General features: G+C 42.5%; 18 protein-coding genes. 16 read left to right on the forward strand and 2 right to left on the reverse strand.

Annotated features, from left to right (window positions below):
* Positions 1-156 precede the first annotated feature (156 nt).
* Complete coding sequence (locus JZO85_RS13395; RefSeq protein WP_207109050.1) at positions 157-1,923, reverse strand: Na/Pi cotransporter family protein; 1,767 nt, start codon at positions 1,921-1,923, stop codon at positions 157-159.
* Positions 1,924-2,187: 264 nt separating this feature from the next.
* On the opposite strand from JZO85_RS13395, the gene JZO85_RS13400 reads away from it, so the two are divergent.
* The 14 genes from JZO85_RS13400 to JZO85_RS13465 all read left to right on the forward strand — a co-directional run bounded on the left by JZO85_RS13400 (position 2,188) and on the right by JZO85_RS13465 (position 15,350).
* Entirely contained in the window at positions 2,188-2,505 is a 318-nt protein-coding gene (locus JZO85_RS13400) for a DsrE family protein (RefSeq protein ID WP_207109051.1), read from the forward strand.
* A 253-nt stretch (positions 2,506-2,758) separates the two neighbouring features.
* Positions 2,759-4,684: a BglG family transcription antiterminator gene (locus JZO85_RS13405; RefSeq protein ID WP_207109052.1), complete on the forward strand. Its 1,926-nt coding sequence runs from the start codon at positions 2,759-2,761 to the stop codon at positions 4,682-4,684.
* Positions 4,685-4,688: 4 nt separating this feature from the next.
* Positions 4,689-5,015, forward strand: a complete 327-nt coding sequence (locus JZO85_RS13410; protein WP_207109053.1) for a PTS lactose/cellobiose transporter subunit IIA — start codon at positions 4,689-4,691, stop codon at positions 5,013-5,015.
* Positions 5,016-5,040: 25 nt separating this feature from the next.
* Complete coding sequence (locus JZO85_RS13415) at positions 5,041-5,379, forward strand: PTS sugar transporter subunit IIB (RefSeq protein WP_207109054.1); 339 nt, start codon at positions 5,041-5,043, stop codon at positions 5,377-5,379.
* A 15-nt stretch (positions 5,380-5,394) separates the two neighbouring features.
* On the forward strand, positions 5,395-6,744 hold the full coding sequence (locus tag JZO85_RS13420; protein WP_207109055.1) for a PTS sugar transporter subunit IIC: 1,350 nt from the start codon (positions 5,395-5,397) through the stop codon (positions 6,742-6,744).
* A 49-nt stretch (positions 6,745-6,793) separates the two neighbouring features.
* Positions 6,794-7,873: a M24 family metallopeptidase gene (locus tag JZO85_RS13425; RefSeq protein ID WP_207109056.1), complete on the forward strand. Its 1,080-nt coding sequence runs from the start codon at positions 6,794-6,796 to the stop codon at positions 7,871-7,873.
* Positions 7,860-8,906 carry a M42 family metallopeptidase gene (locus tag JZO85_RS13430; RefSeq protein ID WP_207109057.1) on the forward strand — a complete coding sequence of 349 codons (1,047 nt, stop codon included), beginning with the start codon at positions 7,860-7,862 and terminating at the stop codon, positions 8,904-8,906. Before JZO85_RS13425 ends, JZO85_RS13430 begins: the two co-directional genes overlap by 14 nt.
* Positions 8,893-10,086: a MalY/PatB family protein gene (locus JZO85_RS13435; protein ID WP_207109058.1), complete on the forward strand. Its 1,194-nt coding sequence runs from the start codon at positions 8,893-8,895 to the stop codon at positions 10,084-10,086. The genes JZO85_RS13430 and JZO85_RS13435 overlap by 14 nt, the downstream gene beginning before the upstream one ends.
* 23 nt (positions 10,087-10,109) lie before the next feature.
* A complete protein-coding gene (locus JZO85_RS13440; RefSeq protein WP_242550362.1) occupies positions 10,110-10,694 on the forward strand; it encodes a dienelactone hydrolase family protein in 585 nt (194 codons plus the stop codon).
* A gap of 298 nt (positions 10,695-10,992) precedes the next feature.
* Positions 10,993-12,633: a BglG family transcription antiterminator gene (locus JZO85_RS13445; RefSeq protein WP_207109059.1), complete on the forward strand. Its 1,641-nt coding sequence runs from the start codon at positions 10,993-10,995 to the stop codon at positions 12,631-12,633.
* Positions 12,630-13,079, forward strand: coding sequence for a PTS sugar transporter subunit IIA (locus JZO85_RS13450; RefSeq protein ID WP_207109060.1), 450 nt, complete (start codon positions 12,630-12,632; stop codon positions 13,077-13,079). Before JZO85_RS13445 ends, JZO85_RS13450 begins: the two co-directional genes overlap by 4 nt.
* The gene (locus tag JZO85_RS13455) at positions 13,076-13,357 is read left to right on the forward strand and encodes a PTS sugar transporter subunit IIB (protein WP_207109061.1); all 282 of its coding nucleotides are present in this window, start codon (positions 13,076-13,078) and stop codon (positions 13,355-13,357) included. The genes JZO85_RS13450 and JZO85_RS13455 overlap by 4 nt, the downstream gene beginning before the upstream one ends.
* A gap of 4 nt (positions 13,358-13,361) precedes the next feature.
* Positions 13,362-14,612, forward strand: coding sequence for a PTS ascorbate transporter subunit IIC (ulaA, locus tag JZO85_RS13460; protein ID WP_207109062.1), 1,251 nt, complete (start codon positions 13,362-13,364; stop codon positions 14,610-14,612).
* Complete coding sequence (locus JZO85_RS13465; protein WP_207109063.1) at positions 14,613-15,350, forward strand: sugar isomerase domain-containing protein; 738 nt, start codon at positions 14,613-14,615, stop codon at positions 15,348-15,350.
* Between the two features lie 214 nt (positions 15,351-15,564).
* On the opposite strand, the gene JZO85_RS13470 is transcribed toward JZO85_RS13465, so the two are convergent.
* Positions 15,565-15,744: a basic helix-loop-helix domain-containing protein gene (locus tag JZO85_RS13470; protein WP_207109064.1), complete on the reverse strand. Its 180-nt coding sequence runs from the start codon at positions 15,742-15,744 to the stop codon at positions 15,565-15,567.
* A 74-nt stretch (positions 15,745-15,818) separates the two neighbouring features.
* Between JZO85_RS13470 and JZO85_RS13475 the strand changes: the two genes are divergently transcribed.
* Positions 15,819-15,986, forward strand: a complete 168-nt coding sequence (locus JZO85_RS13475) for a hypothetical protein (protein WP_207109065.1) — start codon at positions 15,819-15,821, stop codon at positions 15,984-15,986.
* A gap of 98 nt (positions 15,987-16,084) precedes the next feature.
* Positions 16,085-16,273 (forward strand): CsbD family protein, encoded by a 189-nt coding sequence (locus JZO85_RS13480; protein WP_207109066.1) that lies wholly within the window; start codon positions 16,085-16,087, stop codon positions 16,271-16,273.
* Positions 16,274-17,102: the final 829 nt, after the last annotated feature.

Raw genomic sequence — 17,102 nt, forward strand, 5'->3', positions numbered from 1 at the left:
CCTTTCTTTGATAAATTCATCATACCAAGGAATTAAAGGGGAGAATACTTACGAAAAGCTGTGCAAGCTTACAATCGTGAAAGGTAGAAGAGCTCATGAATAGAAGGGGAATCAATGCAAAAAAACGGAGTGGATTGCTCCACTCCGCCTAAACGTTTAGTCTAAGGCTTCACTAGCATTATCAAGAGCAGCTTCGGCAGAGCCTGCCGGGTCTTGGTAATGGAAGTTCGACGTATCGTATTTGAAGTTGTATTTGTTCCCCAAGAAATACTTCGCGATATGAAGCGTACGGTCACTAGAGCGTTCAAGGTTCGAACTGATATCGATCAACAGAACGCCGTCTGCTGCACGGCCTTCGCCTTTCGTCATCAGTTTGATGTATTTTTTACGCAGCAATTCAACCAATTGATTGATTTCTTCTTCGCGATCCAGCATTTTTTGAGCCAGCTCAACGTCATCATTTTCTAGAACCTGCATCGCATCACGAATATTTTTTAATACTTTATCGAAAAGTCGTTCAAGATCCTCATCATGGAGCAGGAAGGTTTGACGATTATTCGTTGTTTTCGTCTTGTTTCGTTTATCCTTCGCTCGTTGCTTCTCTTCTAGGGCAATGGATTCTTCCACATAACGAATGATGTTCATGGAGTGGTCGCCCATACGCTCAAAGTCTTTCGTGAATTCCAGCAGCATGGCTTGTTCCTGACTTTCTAAGGGAGTCAGTTCAGTCGCTGAGATCTTCACGAGATATTCAGTTAGTTCAATGTCACACTGATTGATGGCGTCCTCATATTGCAAAACATCATCGCGCCATTCTTCTTTGGTATCATTATAGTATTTTCGTGCGGCCTTTACCGAAGACAATACATAATTTCCCATCTGGATGACTTCGCCTTTCGCTTGTTCGATCGCCATGACAGAAGAGGTGTGGATGATCGGTTCACTCAGGGTTACTGAGCGGATATTCAGATTCTTCTCGCTGCCTGGGACGATTCTTTTCACGAGCATCTCAATTTGCGGAATAAACCAGAATTGGATGGCTAGATTCGAAATATTAAAAAGTCCGTGGGCAAAGGCGATCTGCATTGCCGGATTCAGCCCCAGCGAACTGGCGAAAAACATGACCAGCTTCGTAAATGGCGCAAGCAGGATAGTAAAAATGATTGCCCCAACTAAGTTGAAGATCACGTGAGAAGCGGCTGTCCGCTTAGCTGCGACACTTGCACCTAAGCAGGCGATGATCGCAGTGATCGTTGTACCGATATTATCACCGAAAAGAATAGGTAAAGCAGCAGTCAGTGTCACACTGCCCTGCATATAAAGCTGCTGTAAAATCCCAATGGTCGCACTAGAGCTTTGCAAGACCATCGTGAGCAGGGTCCCGATACCAACACCTAAAACAGGGTGATCCGCGACACTAAGCATTAATTGATTGAACTGCGGCAGATCTTTTAGCGGGTCCATAGCGGTTCCCATTAGTTTTAATCCATAAAAAAGTGCGCCAAACCCGAAAAGAATCTGGCCGATTGATTGTAGAGACGTTCGTTTTGAAAAGAATAATAAAATTGCTCCCGCGCCGATAATGGGCAGTGCATATTCACTTAAATTGAACCCAATGATGAAAGCGGTGACAGTCGTCCCCACGTTCGCTCCCATGATGACCCCAATGGCTTGCTTCAGCGTCATGAAGCCGGCGCTGACTAGACCAACTGCTAGAACAGTCGTGCCAGAGCTGCTTTGGATCAGACCGGTTACAATAATTCCGGCTAAAACAGCGCGAAAAGGTGTTGACGTGAAACGATTCAAAATTTCTCTTAAGCGGTTTCCGGCGGCTTTTTGCAGGCCGTCACCTAAATATTTGATCCCGAAAAGGAAAATTCCTAATCCACCTAAGAAGGTGAAAAGCATTTCTTGATAAGACATAATGCGTCCTCCGCTAAATTTTTTTGCATGCTACTACCAAAATAATGGATTCATCAGTAAAAAGAAAGTCTTTTATTTAAAAAAGAGCTATTTTTTTTGAAATAGTTGCCTTATTTTGAATCGATTCGAAGAAAAAGCGGAAATTGACGATTAAATGGATGGAATTCTTTTGTATTTTTTAGCGCTTTCAGCTACTCTTAAAGTAGTAGGAATAATTTTATTCTGTTCAAAAAAAAGCATTTTTTAAAGTAGGAGGCGATTTAGATGAAAGTTGTTTTTCATGTCGATGAGTTAGGAATGATTCGAGAGGCCCGTCATGATATTGAGCATATATTATTGTCAGAGCCAAAAGCTGAAATCGTACTATTGATGAACGGCGAGGCAATCCAAGGCTATCTGTTGCCGCGAGTAATCAAATTCATGAAAGAATATCCCCATATTACCTATCAGGCGTGCCACCATTCCATGCGTAATTTCCATGTTCGTTCAAAGCAGATGCACGAGCAGGTCGAAATCATCGAGTCAGGTGTGATTGGTTTAGTCAATTTGCAAGAGCAGGGATATTCCTATATCAAATGCTAGAAAATTAGATAAAAAGTCCTTCAACCTCCAGTGTCTTCAAACGTTTGGCTCCGTTAGCGAACTTTTAGAGATGCTGGGATGAGAAGGGCTTATTTTTTTTGCCTTTCACCAATGACTTCCGAATAAGGGCAGCCTATGCTTTAATAGTGAAGCACCTTTGATTGAGGTCATTTTTGCATTTTTAATTTGAAAAAGTTGTCATTTTAAGTAAAGGGCTTACATTGTATAGTTTAGTTGTAAGCGGGAGGTCATTATGAGACAAGAAAAAATTGTTGAGTATTTATATGCAAAGAAGCAAGCGATTGCTCCCAAGGCATTGGCCGCTGAGTTTCAAATCTCGGAGCGAACACTCGCAAATGATATGAAATGGCTGAAGGAAATTGGTCCAGCAGAAGGGTTTACTGTTGAACGAATACGTTCGGAGGGCTATCAGCTGAAGATCCTCGATGAGCCGCGGTTTGGCAATTACTTGTCGCAGACAAAGCACAAGGAACAGATAGACAGTGCCAGCCCACAGGAACGAATCAAAAATATCGAGCTGCTGCTGCTGTTTCATGAGGAGTACATCACAATGCAGCAAATTGCAGAGTGGCTGGACGTCAGTCTATCGACAGTCAAAGCAGATATCAAGCAGGTGGAGCAGTTTTGCGAGAATTATGAGCTTACGCTTTTCAGTAAAGCCCATTACGGGTTGAAAATTATCGGAACTGAAAGTAAAAAACGGCGGGCGATTTTATACTTGATCCGCAACACGATTCATACACCGGTGCTGACAGAACGCTACAAGGAGTTCAATTTTGTCTTTGATGAAGCGGACCTGCGACGTTTCTTGCAGGAGCAGCTTCAAAAGAATCAGTTAAAAATCAGTGATATTGTCTTTGAAAACATTGTTCAGCATATTCGCTTGTTGAGTTTTCGCATCATGCAGAACAATACCTTGAATAATGAAGAATTCGAGGAGCTGAAAATCAGCGATAGCTATGATCGTTTAACCGAAGAATTAGTGGCTTATGTTGAAGCTGCGTATCATATTGATTTTTCTCATGCCGAAAAGAATTATTTGGAGGAACAGCTGCGGGGAAAATTTGCAGTGTTAGACGATGCCGCCAGCAACCAGCAATTAAAGCAGGCGATCGAAAAGGCTTTAGAGCATGTCGATCGGCGTTATCATACCCAGTTTCGTGAAGATCAGGATCTGGCCAACGCCTTGTTGATGCATGTAGCTCCACTGCTGCAGCGGCTCTATACAGGGCATCAGTTGGAAAATCCCATCATTGACGATATCTATACCCAATACGCCAATGTATTTAATGTAGCAATGGGCTTTATCAATGAGTTGAACAAGGATTTGGATGCGGATATCAGCAAGGATGAGATTGGCTATGTCGCTATTTATTTTGCGGCAAGTCTGGAAAAGCAGTCCAATCAAGTAATCGATGACTATCAGAAAATCGCGGTCATCTGTTCGACTGGCGGCGGGGCTTCCTACCTATTAAAGGTCAATCTAGAGCGGTTGTTCAGCAACGCCGAAGTCGCGACCTTTGCCTTAAATGAAATCGATCAGATTGATTCGGTTTTTGATCTGGTTATTTCGACGGTGCCGCTTCAGCAGGAGCAGTTTGACATTCCGATTATTTACACGAAGCCGATCTTGAATCCTGCCGAGCTGACGAAAATCGAAAAGGATTTGAATCTTTTGCGAGAATCGCAAAATAAGACTGTCGATGTGCAGCAGTTCGTTCTCAGCTTATTTGACCCAAGCTGGTTCCAAATCAATACGCAAGCAGAAGATTATCTGTATCTTTTAGAAGCGGAGAGTGATCGCTTAGAGACCGATGGTTTGGTCGAGGCCGGGTTTAAGCAAAGTGTCTTAGAACGAGAAAAGATGATCGATACGATCTATCAACAGGGAATCGCAGGGCCCCATCCGATGGAGCAGGCAGCAGTCAAGGAAGTCATCGATGTGATTTTATTGAAGAAGCCGTTGAGCTATCGTGAAAAACAGGTAAGGGTCATCTTTTTGATCAACATTAAGAAAGACCATTTGAATCTGCATAAAGAAATCAGTCGTTTGATGATCAAAATGATGGATGATCCAACACTGGACAATCAACTAGTAAAAATTACCAATTTCCAAGACTTTATGTCTTATATGAAAAGCTTAATGAAAGAAGGATAAAACAATGAACGAACAAGAAATGGACATTTTCAAAATTATTTCCGCGGCAGGAGATTCACGCGGTTCCGCCTTTGAAGCCCTACGATTGGCCCGCAAAGGGAAGTTTGCCGAGGCTGAGGCTAAGATGCAGGAGGCCAAAGAAAAAAGCATCGACGCCCATGATGTGCAAACCAAATTGATTACTGGCGAGATCAACGGTGAGAAATCTGAAACAAGCCTATTAATGGTTCATGCACAGGATCACTTGATGACCAGTATTCTGGCTCGTGATTTGATTGAAGAAATGATCGGTATGTTAAAGGAACAAAGCGAAGCGAAGGCTTTGCAATAATATAAATTTTTTAGGGGGAAAAACCATGAAAACATTGCTAGTTTGTGCTGGCGGCTTCTCAACAACGATGATGATGGAGTCAATGAAGAAAATTGTCAAAGAATCAAAGAGCTTGGATGAAAAGGATTATCCCATGGAGGCCATCGGTGTCGATAAATTAGAGCGCTACATCAATGATTATGATGTGATTTTAGTTGGTCCGCAGCTGAGCCACAAGTATGATTTTATCAAAGGTGAAGCAGATAAAGTCGCTAAACCGACCGTTTTATTGACTTCAGATATTTATGGCTCGATGGATGGTGCGACGGTGATGAAGCAAGCATTAGTTGCCTATCGTAAAAATCAAGCACAGAAAACTCAATAGTTAGGAGCGAAAAAAATGGAAAATCCAAAGAAACAGGGTGCCTTTGAAAAAGTGGAAGCCTTTATTCGCAAGACCTTAGTTCCAATTGCGAATAAAGTCGACAGTAATCCTTATTTAACGGCTATCAAAAAAGGGATGGTCGTCATGACCCCGGTACTGTTGTTAGGTTCGATCGCGGCGATCTTTCCTTCGATCCCTGAGTTTATCAAGACTCAGGCAGTAGCGAATTGGTTTGAGAATTATGGGTATATTTTTGGTATTATTTCTAAGGTTTCATTAGGTTTAGTTGGTTTATACGCGGTTCTTGCGATCTCTTACTTCTTGAGTGAGCATTATAAGCTTTATACTGTCGGGTCCATGATGCTGTCTGCCATTGCTTTTCTAATCGTGGCGATGGATGTTGATGACAATGGCAATATTGTGGCGTCTTATCTTGATTCAAAAGGCTTGTTTACGGCAATTTTTGTAGCGATTATTTCGGTAAAACTGTATCAGTTCTTTACGAAACACAAGCTGGTTATCAAAATGCCTGAAGGGGTGCCGGATTTCGTTTCCAGCTCCTTTGAATTGATTACACCAACGGCAGCCATCGGTGTTTTGTTCATCGTCATTCGCGCAGTAACGGATAGTCTATCCGGCGGAGTTTTACTGCCGCAGGTAATTATGGATATTTTGGCACCGGCTATTGGCAGTCTTGATTCTTTGTGGATCATCTATTTTGTATTAGTTTTACGCTTGGTCTTCTGGTTCTTCGGGATTCATTCAGCGGTACTGTCTCCGATCCTGTCACCAATCGCGGTGCAGTATCTGTCAGAAAATATCGCTGCCCATGAAGCAGGCGAACCTTTGCAGCACGTGATTACTAACGGAACATTATCTGCCTTTGCCAACTTCTCCGGCTCGGGTGTCACGATCGGGTTAGTTTTAGCGATGCTGATCAGCAAATCGCTCCGCTATAAAAAGGTTGGGGCAGTTGCCTTGCTGCCATCATTATTTGGGATTAACGAACCGGTACTCTTTGGTGTGCCAATCATCCTGAATCCCGTTTTGATGATTCCATTCATCTTCGGCGGCGCTTTGGTTGGGATGTTCCCAATGATCTGCATGAAGTTAGGACTATTGAATTTCCCGATTTTTGATCCGCCTTATGTCCCAGTATTTATGGAAGGCTTCCTGACGGGATTTGACTGGCGCGCAATTATTATTCAGGTGATCCAGGTCGCGATGTCCTTTGGGCTGTACTTGCCATTCTTCAAAGTATTGGAAAAACAAGAATTAGAACGGGAAGCATTATTAGAAGCTGAAAAAGCCAACTCTGTCATTTCAGATGACGACGAACAATATTTAACAGATATTGATTTCTAGCCAAAAAGGACAGCTTGGACTGTCCTTTTTGCTTTAAGGAGCGCAACCAATGAAAATAGCTGAATTACGAAAAAAACTCGCTGAAGAACAGTTATCAGGACTTTTGGTCACAGATAAAATCAATCGCCGCTATCTATGCGGCTTTACCGGATCGAATGGCCTGCTGCTGGTCACAGAACAAGAGCTGCGTCTATTCGTTGATGGTCGATATACCCAACAGGCTCAGCAGCAAACCAAAAATATCGAAATATGTGAGCTTCCTGTGGGGGGAAGTATAAATGAAGCATTACGGCCTTTTGTAAAAGGGTTAGCACTGGGATTTGAAGCAGGGACGATTTCTTATCAGAGCTTTAGCGGCTTTCAATTGTTGATGGAAGAAGTCAACGGTCAGTTGGTAGCAACAAAAAATATGGTCGAAGGTCTGCGAATGATCAAAACGCCAGAGGAAATACAGGGAATCAAGCAAGCCGCTAAGATCGCTGATCAAACATTGGAGGAAATCTTGCCACTGATTCGCACTGGTATGACTGAAATAGAGCTAGCGAATGAAATCGATTATCGCAGTAAAAAAGTAGGCAGTGCAGGTCCCGCCTTCGAAACGATTGTGGCTTCTGGTGCTCGAACCGCTCTACCTCATGCTCATGCCAGTCAGAAAGAAATCCAAGCCGATGAATTGATCATGATCGATTTTGGAGCCATCTATCAGGGATACTACTCAGATATCACTCGGACCTTTGCTTTTGGCGAGGTCGCTGGAGCAATCAAAGAAACCTACCAAAATGTTTTAGCAGCTCAAAAAAAAGCCATCAAAGCCGTTGCGGTGGGCAGAACCTTAGGTGAGATCGATCAAACTGCACGTGGGGCTTTGGCGCAACAGGGGCTTGCCCAATATTTTAGTCATAATCTTGGTCATGGGATCGGGCTTTCGTGTCACGAATATCCTGCCTTAGCACCACAAGAGGGCGTGATCATCGAGAAAAATATGACCTTTACTGTTGAGCCGGGAGTGTATTTGCCGGAGGCTGGTTTTGGGATTCGAATCGAAGATGATGTCTGGGTAAATGAAGCAGGTCAGGCAGAAATTTTAACTCAATACACTAAGGAGTGGATGGAATTTGGCAGCAACTGATGAACTATTGCTGAAGCTTTCAAATCTAGATGCTCTGCCGGGGCAAGAAGCGCAGGTGCAGCAGGCATTGCAGGAAATGATTCAGGAAGCAGCAACGAAGGATACCTTTGGCAACTTATATTTTGGTGATTTAGGAACGAAAAAGAAGAAAATCGCCTTGTATGCTCATATGGATGAGGTGGGCTTTTTCGTTCAGCGCATGACAGAGGAGGGGTTTGTTTACTTTTACCCGGTTGGCAGCTGGTGGGGACATGTGGTTTTAGGGCAGCAGGTCAGGGCGACTTGTCGAAAAAATGGCGCTGTTTTAGAAGGAATCGTGGGGACACTGCCCAAAACTAGTCATAAAATGACTGAAATTGTCCCAATCAGTGAGATGTATATCGATTTTGGTGTTCGTTCAAAAGCGGAATTAGAAGCAGCCGGCTTGCAGATCGGCGACATGATTTTGCCTAATACGCAGGCAAAAAAAAGCTTTAATCAGAAAAAAATCATGGGAAAGGCCTTAGATAATCGAGTGGCCTGCACTGTGATCGCACAGGTAAAAAATCACGTTGAAACAAAAAATATTGAGGTCATTGGTGTTGGGACTGTTCAGGAAGAGGCAGGCACTCGGGGATCAAAAGTTGCGGCGGCGCAGGTCAATGCAGATATCAATATCGTGATCGATGTGGCGAATGGGAAGGACACACCCAAAGCGGCTGAATACCCTAATCGAATTCAAGGCGCGGGACCAGGGCTAGTCTTATCAGATAAAACGGCCTTAGGCAATATTCAATTACTAGACTATTGCAAAAGGATCGCTGAAAAAAATCACATCCCGTGGCAGTATGATCTGCTGGGTGGCGGCGGCACGGATGCAGGTTCTGTCCAATTGTTCGCTGGTAAGCCCACATTAGTTTTCTGTGTGCCTGTTCGCTATTGCCATTCTTGGAATTCGATTGTGGAGATTTCGGATGTGGAGGCAACCATCCAGCTATTATCTAAAGTCATTCATTCATTTGATGAAGGAGGAATCGATCTTGAGCAATTTTAAAGAGCAGCGTTCCCGCTATGGCACCTATTCGACCCAATGGGATTACGTGCAGGATCGCTTTGGTGAAGAAGAGCTGCTGCCGTTTTCCATTTCCGATACCGATTTTATGATTCCTGATGGGACGATCGCTGTGCTGGACAAGGCGGTTGCTCGCGGCTTCTTTGGATATACTCGTTGGAACCATTTGGATTATAAGCAAAGTATCAGCCGCTGGTTTCAACAGGAGTTCGCCTGCGGAATTGCTCCAGAGTGGTGTGTTTATTCACCCAGTGTGATTTACAGTCTATCGGTCTGTATCCAGCTGTTGAGCCAAAGAAAGGATAAAATCGTGAGCTTCACGCCGTGTTATGACGCATTTTTCAACTGTATTGGTGGGAACGAACGATGCCTGATCGCTTTTTCGTTGACGAACCAAGAGGAGCAGTTCACAATTGATTTCACGGCTTTGGAAAAGGTTTTTGCTGCTGAAAAGCCAGCGATTTTCTTATTATGCAATCCTCATAATCCAACGGGTCGAGTGTTTACGGAGAATGAACTTATACGATTGATCTCCTTATGCAATAAATACCAAGTGGCAATCATCAGCGACGAAATTCACATGGATGTTCGTCGTCCTGGTAAGCAGCATCTACCAATCTTGAAATTTATAGATCAAATCAAGACGCCCGTGGTGTTGCTGTCATCGGCATCGAAAACCTTCAATTCACCAGGACTTGGCGGTTCCTATGCGCTGTTTCCAGAAGAGACGCTGCGAGAAAAATTCTTAAGCATTCTAAAAGGACGAGATGGCTTATCCTCGATTCCTTACCCTGCGTTGCTTGCGACGATGGATTGCTATAACAATCAAAAACAATGGGTCGAAGAGCTGAACAAAACCATCGATGAGAACTTTGCTGCATTGCATACGATGCTGAAGGCTGATCCGCGCCTGCATTTCACAATCCCTGAGGCAACCTATCTTGCCTGGATCAACATCAAGAATTTACCCTATTCGATGGAGGAATTACAGACGATTTTGGTCAAACAAGAAAAAGTCGCAATCATGAAGGGGGAGACGTATGGGGTGGAAGGGAAAAGCTACCTGCGCTTCAACTTAGGAGCCCCCAAAGAAAAAATCATAGATGGGGCCGAGCGATTGCTGCGGTCCATTCAGTACTTAGATGAAAGATCCTCTTGCTAGAGGGTCTTTTTTCGAGTAAATTAATGAGTAAAATGGGGGTGGCAGCAATTAGTAAAGCAATCTTGATACTCCATGAAATTTACGGGGTAAATGATTTCATCAATGATCAGATTCATTATTTTGAAGCGTTAGGCTTTCACGTTTATTGTCCCAATCTACTGAAACGTCCGGCTTTTTCGTATCAGGAAGCGGAAGCCGCGTATAATTATTTTTATTCGCAGGATCATTCAGAGATGCAGTCCAATATTTCCAACGCTGTTGATCGGCTGTCTAGGATTCATGAGGCAGTCTTTGTTATCGGCTATAGTGTTGGGGGAACATTGGCTTGGCTGTGCAGTGATAATATTAATTGTACCGGTGTGATTGCTTGTTACGGCTCTCGTATCAGAGATCATGTTCAACTAATGCCCAAATGCAAAACCTTGCTGCTTTTTTCCCAAGAAGCTGGCTTTTCAGTAAGGCAGCTAGCTTCAAAATTGGCCAATAAGCCAACTGTCTTCATCCGAGAATTTGACGCAGCTCATGGATTTTTAAATCCTTCTTCCGCCAATTACTGCGAACATGCCGCAAAGGAAGCGCAAAAAGAAATCCTTCGCTTTCTCCAATAAGACGGATTTAAACCAAAAGCTGCCTGCACCTCAACTTCGGTAACCTCAAAGAAAGAAATCATAGATGGTACCGAACGATTGCTGTGGGCCGTTCAGTGCGTAGATGAAAGATCCTCTTGTAGAGGGTCTTTTTTGTTTGTCGGTATATTGGCTATGCGTGTTATATTTTAGAATACACCGAATAATAGCTATTAAAGAAAAAGCAAGTGTTCAGCGTTTTTTTTATTTTTACTGCATTTTTTTGGTCTACTTGTAAAATTCGGTGCGTGATACATTAAGGATGAAGGTGAGGATGATAATGAATAATGATTATGTAGATAGTAAACAGCGGAAGTTTTGGATCGTCAAACGACTGCTTGAGCAAGAGCATCTTAGTTATCAACAGCTTTCAGAAGATTATTATGTCTCGCGAAGCAGTATCGCCAATGATATTTCTTATATCAAGGACTTATTTTCTAAAGAGGATTTGGCGTTAACGTTTGATAATTCAGGTACGTTTTTCAAAGGTTCAGAAGTTCAGATACAAAAAATTTTAAAACGAATCGTTCTCAATCTGCTCAATAATGGCCAGTCCACAGAGCTTTTTATAGAAGAAGAGTTGATGGAAAAGGTTTCAAAAGGGCTCTATCACGCATTGAATGAGAAACAAATCGAGATACCTGAAAGCTATATTCAAAATATTATTGTGTCGATCGTATTGATCATTCAGCGGGCCAAGGAGGATCATCACATTCATTTAGAGGGGACCAATCAATACGGACAGTTCTTTTTAGAGTTTGATAAGTATCCGTTAGTTTATGGACTTTTGAATGAGCTGGAGGAACAAAATATCTACAGCTTTTCCCAAGAAGAGATTCAGTATCTGACCTATTTGATTGTCGGCAGCGGGTTGCGCTTTTTCATGAAGGAGGATGCGATTCCCTTCACTTTTCGGGGGAAGGTTCGATTCCTGATTCAAAAAATTAGTGAAGGCTTGCAGATGGATTTAACACAGGATAGCCGTTTGGAGGAGGATTTGGTCGTCCACCTGTATCAGTTGATCCTGCGATTAGAGGCCCAGTCTTCTGTCGTTAATCCGCTGATTGATGAAATCAAGCAAACCTATCCGGCACTTTATGGAGTCGTTTGGTTTGGCCTAGCTGATTTTTGTAAGCCGTACCAAATTGCTTTATCTGATGATGAGGTTGGGTTCGTAAGTATTCATTTTCAAGCCGCCTTGGAGCGGATCAAAAAAATGCACAAGATTCTCTTTGTTTGTCCTAACGGGATCGGAACTAGTTCCTTTGTATCGGCAAAGATCCGTCGAATTTTACCAGATGTGAATAGTATCGAAACAGTCTCCACTTCAAAGCTGGAGGGAATGGATCTTTCAGATGTTGATTTCATTATTTCAACGGTAGAGATTGCAGCTGCTGAAAAGCCAGTGGTTCGAATCAGCCCGATGGTGACGGTCAAAGACATGAAGTGCATTATGAATCAGTACATTGATTTGATCATTGCCCGCGAGCAGAATACTCTGCCGAAGTTGGAGGTGGCAAGTGAGACGAAAGAGTTTATTGCGCGCAATATTATATTTCAAAATTTTTCGAGCAAAAAAGCAGCGCTCAATTTTTTGATCGATCAACAGAGTTTTTCTGATAAGGATTTGCAGGATAAGTTCAAGCAATCGGTTTGGGAACGAGAAGGTTTGCAATCAACTTATTTGGACAACGGATTTGCGATTCCTCATGGCTCACCAGAATTTGTTGAAAAAACGACAATATCAATCTTGATCCTAGATAAGCCGATCAACTGGGGCAACCAAAAAGTCGACATCATCGTCTTATTAATGATTAAGGAGGAGGATGTTCGAAAAGTTGAACCTGTGATGGAATTAGTCATGCAGGGAATTGAGGATAAAAATTGGTTCATATCAAAAATGATGGAGGTTAAAAAATGAGTTTAGTAGATACAGTATTGCCAAGTGATCAAATTCAGGTCGTCGAAGCCATTGATGATTGGCAACAAGCGGTCAAGCAAGCAGGAGAGCCTTTGCTGCAACGAGAGTTTATTACTCAAAAGTATATTCAATCAATGATTGATAGTGTACAGGAGCATGGCCCCTATATGGTGATAGCTGATTATTTTGCATTACTGCACGCGCGACCTGGAGAAGGGGTAAACCAACAAAGTATGAGTCTGCTGGTCGTGAAGGAGCCTGTCGATATGCTGGATAAACCGGTAAAGATCTTTTTAGTTCTGGCGGCTAAAGATAGTCAGAGCCATTTGGAAAGCTTGCAAAGCATCATGACGATTTTTATGGATACTAAAAATTATCAAATAATTTTAGAGGGAAACAAGTCAGAGATTGTTGAACTATTTAATGAAGGAGGAAACAAAAAATGAAAATTTTAGCAGTATGTGGATTTGGTGTAGGCAGCTCAATGGTGTTGAAGATGTCGATTGATAAAGTCGTGAAGGAGATGGGTCTGAAGGCAACGGTAGAAAATACGGATCTTTCGACCGCAAAAGCCACTCCGGCGGATGTCTATTTTACCAGCAATGAACTGTTGTCTGAATTGAAGTCGTCGGTCAAGTCACCGGTTTATCCGATCAAAAAATATATGGATGTCGCTGAAGTACGGTCACAAATGGAAAATTATTTAAGCGAAAGAGAGGGGTAAGGCAATGAATTTTATCACAGATCATATTCTAAAAAATCCGCCAGTTTTACTAGGATTAATTGCGATGATTGGATTGCTTGTTCAACGAAAATCAATTTCTGAAATTATTAAAGGCTCTATGACTGCGGCTTTTGGAATGGTCATTTTAACTGCGGGTGTCAATATGCTGGTTGGGACGATTGCACCGATCAACGTGGCTGTGCAAACTCAGCTAGGGGTGAAGGTGGCAGAGGGATTATCTGATGTTACGTTTACTGCTGAATATGGAGGAACCGTTGGTTTGGCGATGTTTTTGGGACTGATCCTGCATTTGTTGATCGCTCGCTTTACACCGATCAAAACGATTTTTCTGACTGGACATATGCTGTGGTGGTTCCCTTTTGTGTTAGTAGCTGGAGGCGTTGAGGCTGGCTTAAGAGGTACGCTGCTTATTGTTATTAGTGCTGTGCTGTCGGCCATCTATTGGTCAGTTATGCCATGGATCATGCGTAAATATGTTTGGGATGCGACAGGGGATGACTCGTTTTTGATTGGGCACCCTACAGGAATTTTGTCTTTGATTTCAGGCTTCGTTGCTAAAAGAGTTGGGAATAAGGAAAAATCAACGGAAGATTTGAATGTGCCGGAAAGCCTGTCATTCTTCAGAGAAATTTCTATTACTGGCGGATTGGTGATGTTTTTAATGAACCTGGTAGTAGGGATCATTGCGCCAGTCTTGATTCCAGAAGGCGGCAATTTGGTGATGTTTGCTCTTGAAGCAGGATTAAACTTCGGTGCTGGATTACTGATCATGCTTTACGGGGTCCGTTTATTGATCAACCAAATCATTCCAGCCTTTCAAGGAATTGCTGAGAAAGTTGTACCAGGGGCAAAACCAGCCTTTGACGTGCCAATTCTTTTTAATTATCGACCAAATGCAGTAATTATTGGGTTTATCGTAGCAATGGTTACTTCGACGATCTTAGTCATTATTGTAAATAGCTTTGATTTATTCGGCATTTTGATCGTACCATTAGTTATCACCAGCTTCTTTGAATGTGGCGGTGCGGCTGTAATTGGTGAAGGTCAAGGCGGACTTCGCGGAGCTATTATTGGGACAGTCACTGCGTCTATAGCGATGGTTCTGTTAGTAGGAGCTTCAGCAGTCGTGTTTAGTACGACCATTCAAAATTGGCTATTGATTTTTGGCGGAAATGATCTTTCCTTGTGGGGAATGATTGGAAAACTAATCGGCAGTTTGTTTGGAGGGTTTTAAATGTTTCAATATTTTGAGCGCATTCAGGAAATGTTAAAGGAAGTAGAAATAAAGGAAGCTGATTCGATCAATCAAACGATTGAATTACTGACCGAGGCTAATTTAAATGGCAATGGAATCTATATTTTTGGGGCAAGTCATGCCGGGATTCTAGCCGAAGAGTTGTATTATCGTGCTGGCGGAATGATGACCATCAACGCTATTTTTGGCCGAGAGCTGATGCTGGATCAGTCGCCGATTACTGTTACTAGTAAAATGGAACGACTGGAAGGCTACGGAACGACACTTGCTTCGACTGTTCCTTTTAAGAACGATGACGTATTGATCCTTCATTCTGTCTCTGGCAGAAATCCTGTAACCATCGACCTAGCTTTGGCTGCTAAAGAAAAAGGGGTGAAGATTGTCGCGTTGACCAATGTAGATTATTCAAAACAGGTAACTAGTCGACATTCTTCAGGAAAACGTCTTTTTGAATTAGCGAATATCGTTTTAGACAATCATGGAGATATTGGCGATGCCTGTTGTTCTATCGAAGGGCTCGAACAACAGGTGGGCCCCAGCTCCACTGTTATCGGTGCAGCAATATTAAATACGATCATTGTAGAGGTCACACGCAAATTAATGGAACGTGGGATTGAGTATCCGCCGATTTTCTATTCAGCAAATCTTGACGGCGGTGATCAGCTGAATCAAGAGCTGTTCAAAAAATATGAGCAAGTTATTCATTACAGCCTTTAGCAAGCAGCAGCCGAAGAGCTTCTCAGGGAGAGAGGCTTTTCGGCTTTTTTCCTAGGGCAACGAACTTATAGTTAACGCAGCTCACGGATTTTTAGCTCCTTCTTCCGCCAATTACTGCGAACATGCCGCAAAGGAAGCGCAAAGAGAAATCCTTCGCTTTCTTCAATAAGACGGATTTAAACCAAAAGCAGAGAAGCAGCCGATGATTCGCGGCTTACTTCTCTGCTTTTTCATTCCACTTTTTTGGACTCCAGATGTTGCCTTCTAGAGCGACCTGCAGACTCTCATTATCGTCTTCCAATTGTTCGATGTATTTGATCGCTTCATCAATAACAAATTGATACTTTTCATCTGAGATCGTTGCTAATTGTTCTTGCAGCCATGTATTTCGCATTTACTTCACCTCAAAAGCAGTGTAGCATAGAATTAATTGGTGGTTGGTGCGTGATGCTTGAGAGGAGAAATACAATGGAATTAAATGAAAGCGTTCTCTATGAAGCGAAGGCTGAACTAGCTGCAGCAAAAATCGAGCTGGAGCGGTTGGAGCAGTTAGAATTTTCTAGTGAGTTAAAAGAAGAACGAATCAAGACACTAAAACAGGAAATCCAGCAGGCGGAGCGCCTTTTGAATAAGTAAGCAGATTTTTAGCCTTCTATTTTTTCTGGTGGTACACTATTTTTAGAAACAATTAAACAGGACGCCAGTTCGACACGAATAAATTAGGAGGGGTCATAATGGCAAACAGCGATGAATTAAAAGGTAAAGTGAATGAAACAAAGGGAAAATTGACAGATGACGAATCAACTGAGCTAAAGGGAAAAGTCCAACAAGGCTTCGGTAAGGCAAAAGACAAAGCCAAGGAAACAGCAGACGATGTCGCTGGTAAAATCAACAAAAAGATTGACAAAGAAAAAGAAGATTAAAGGAGACCTGCTGCGGCAGGTCTTTTTTTCAACATTAAAGACATATAAAATTTAAGGTATCCAAAAGTTGATGAAATCAATTTTTGGGGCACTTTTCATTAATGACTTTATTCAATTTCGCTCGTGGAGCACACGAAACAAAAAATGCGCGTTTCTACGCGCGGACGAGATAGCTTTAGTGATAAAAACTCCTTTCGATAGACTAGTAAGTGGGTACCAACCGCTCATTTTATCGAAAGGAGTTTTTCTATGCCGCGTGCCCAGCAAGTTGTTAATTGCTAACTAGTGAGAGTCCAGTCTGTGTAGGCGCCAAGGCGCTCAGAAGCTATCAGGCAGTTATTGACGAAATCCCTTGGTGAAATGGCAAAGTACCGAGAAATCGGGGAGCAACTTATCCGGTTGTAACATGAAGTGAATTCTGCGTCTCCGTCAAAGAACCTGCGAAAACAGCCAAAGAGAAGCAGAGCCTTCGGACATTGGAAGAAGATCATGGTCGGTGTGAAGAACTTGGATCAGTACTTAAGAATCTTTCGGAGTAAGGGAATCTACAGGAGAAGCAAGCGGTTAGCGAAACTGAGGAGAGGAGCCATTCCCATTACCTTCTTGTAAAGAAGATAAGACGGAAATCTACTTCATTTAACGAATTTGAAAGGAGGCATTCATACATGAATGTCAAAGAAATAACTAATGAGGAGTACGTGAGTGATGACCTCTTCTAGGGGTGCTAAAAAGCCATCCATTTTTACGGGTGGATGGGGTACTTAAAAGCAGATTAGAAAAAAATAAGAATAGTGATATTGAAAAGTGTACTAAAAAATTATTTGAACAA

Source organism: Candidatus Enterococcus murrayae (genome assembly GCF_017315985.1).
GTDB lineage: Bacteria > Bacillota > Bacilli > Lactobacillales > Enterococcaceae > Enterococcus_A > Enterococcus_A murrayae.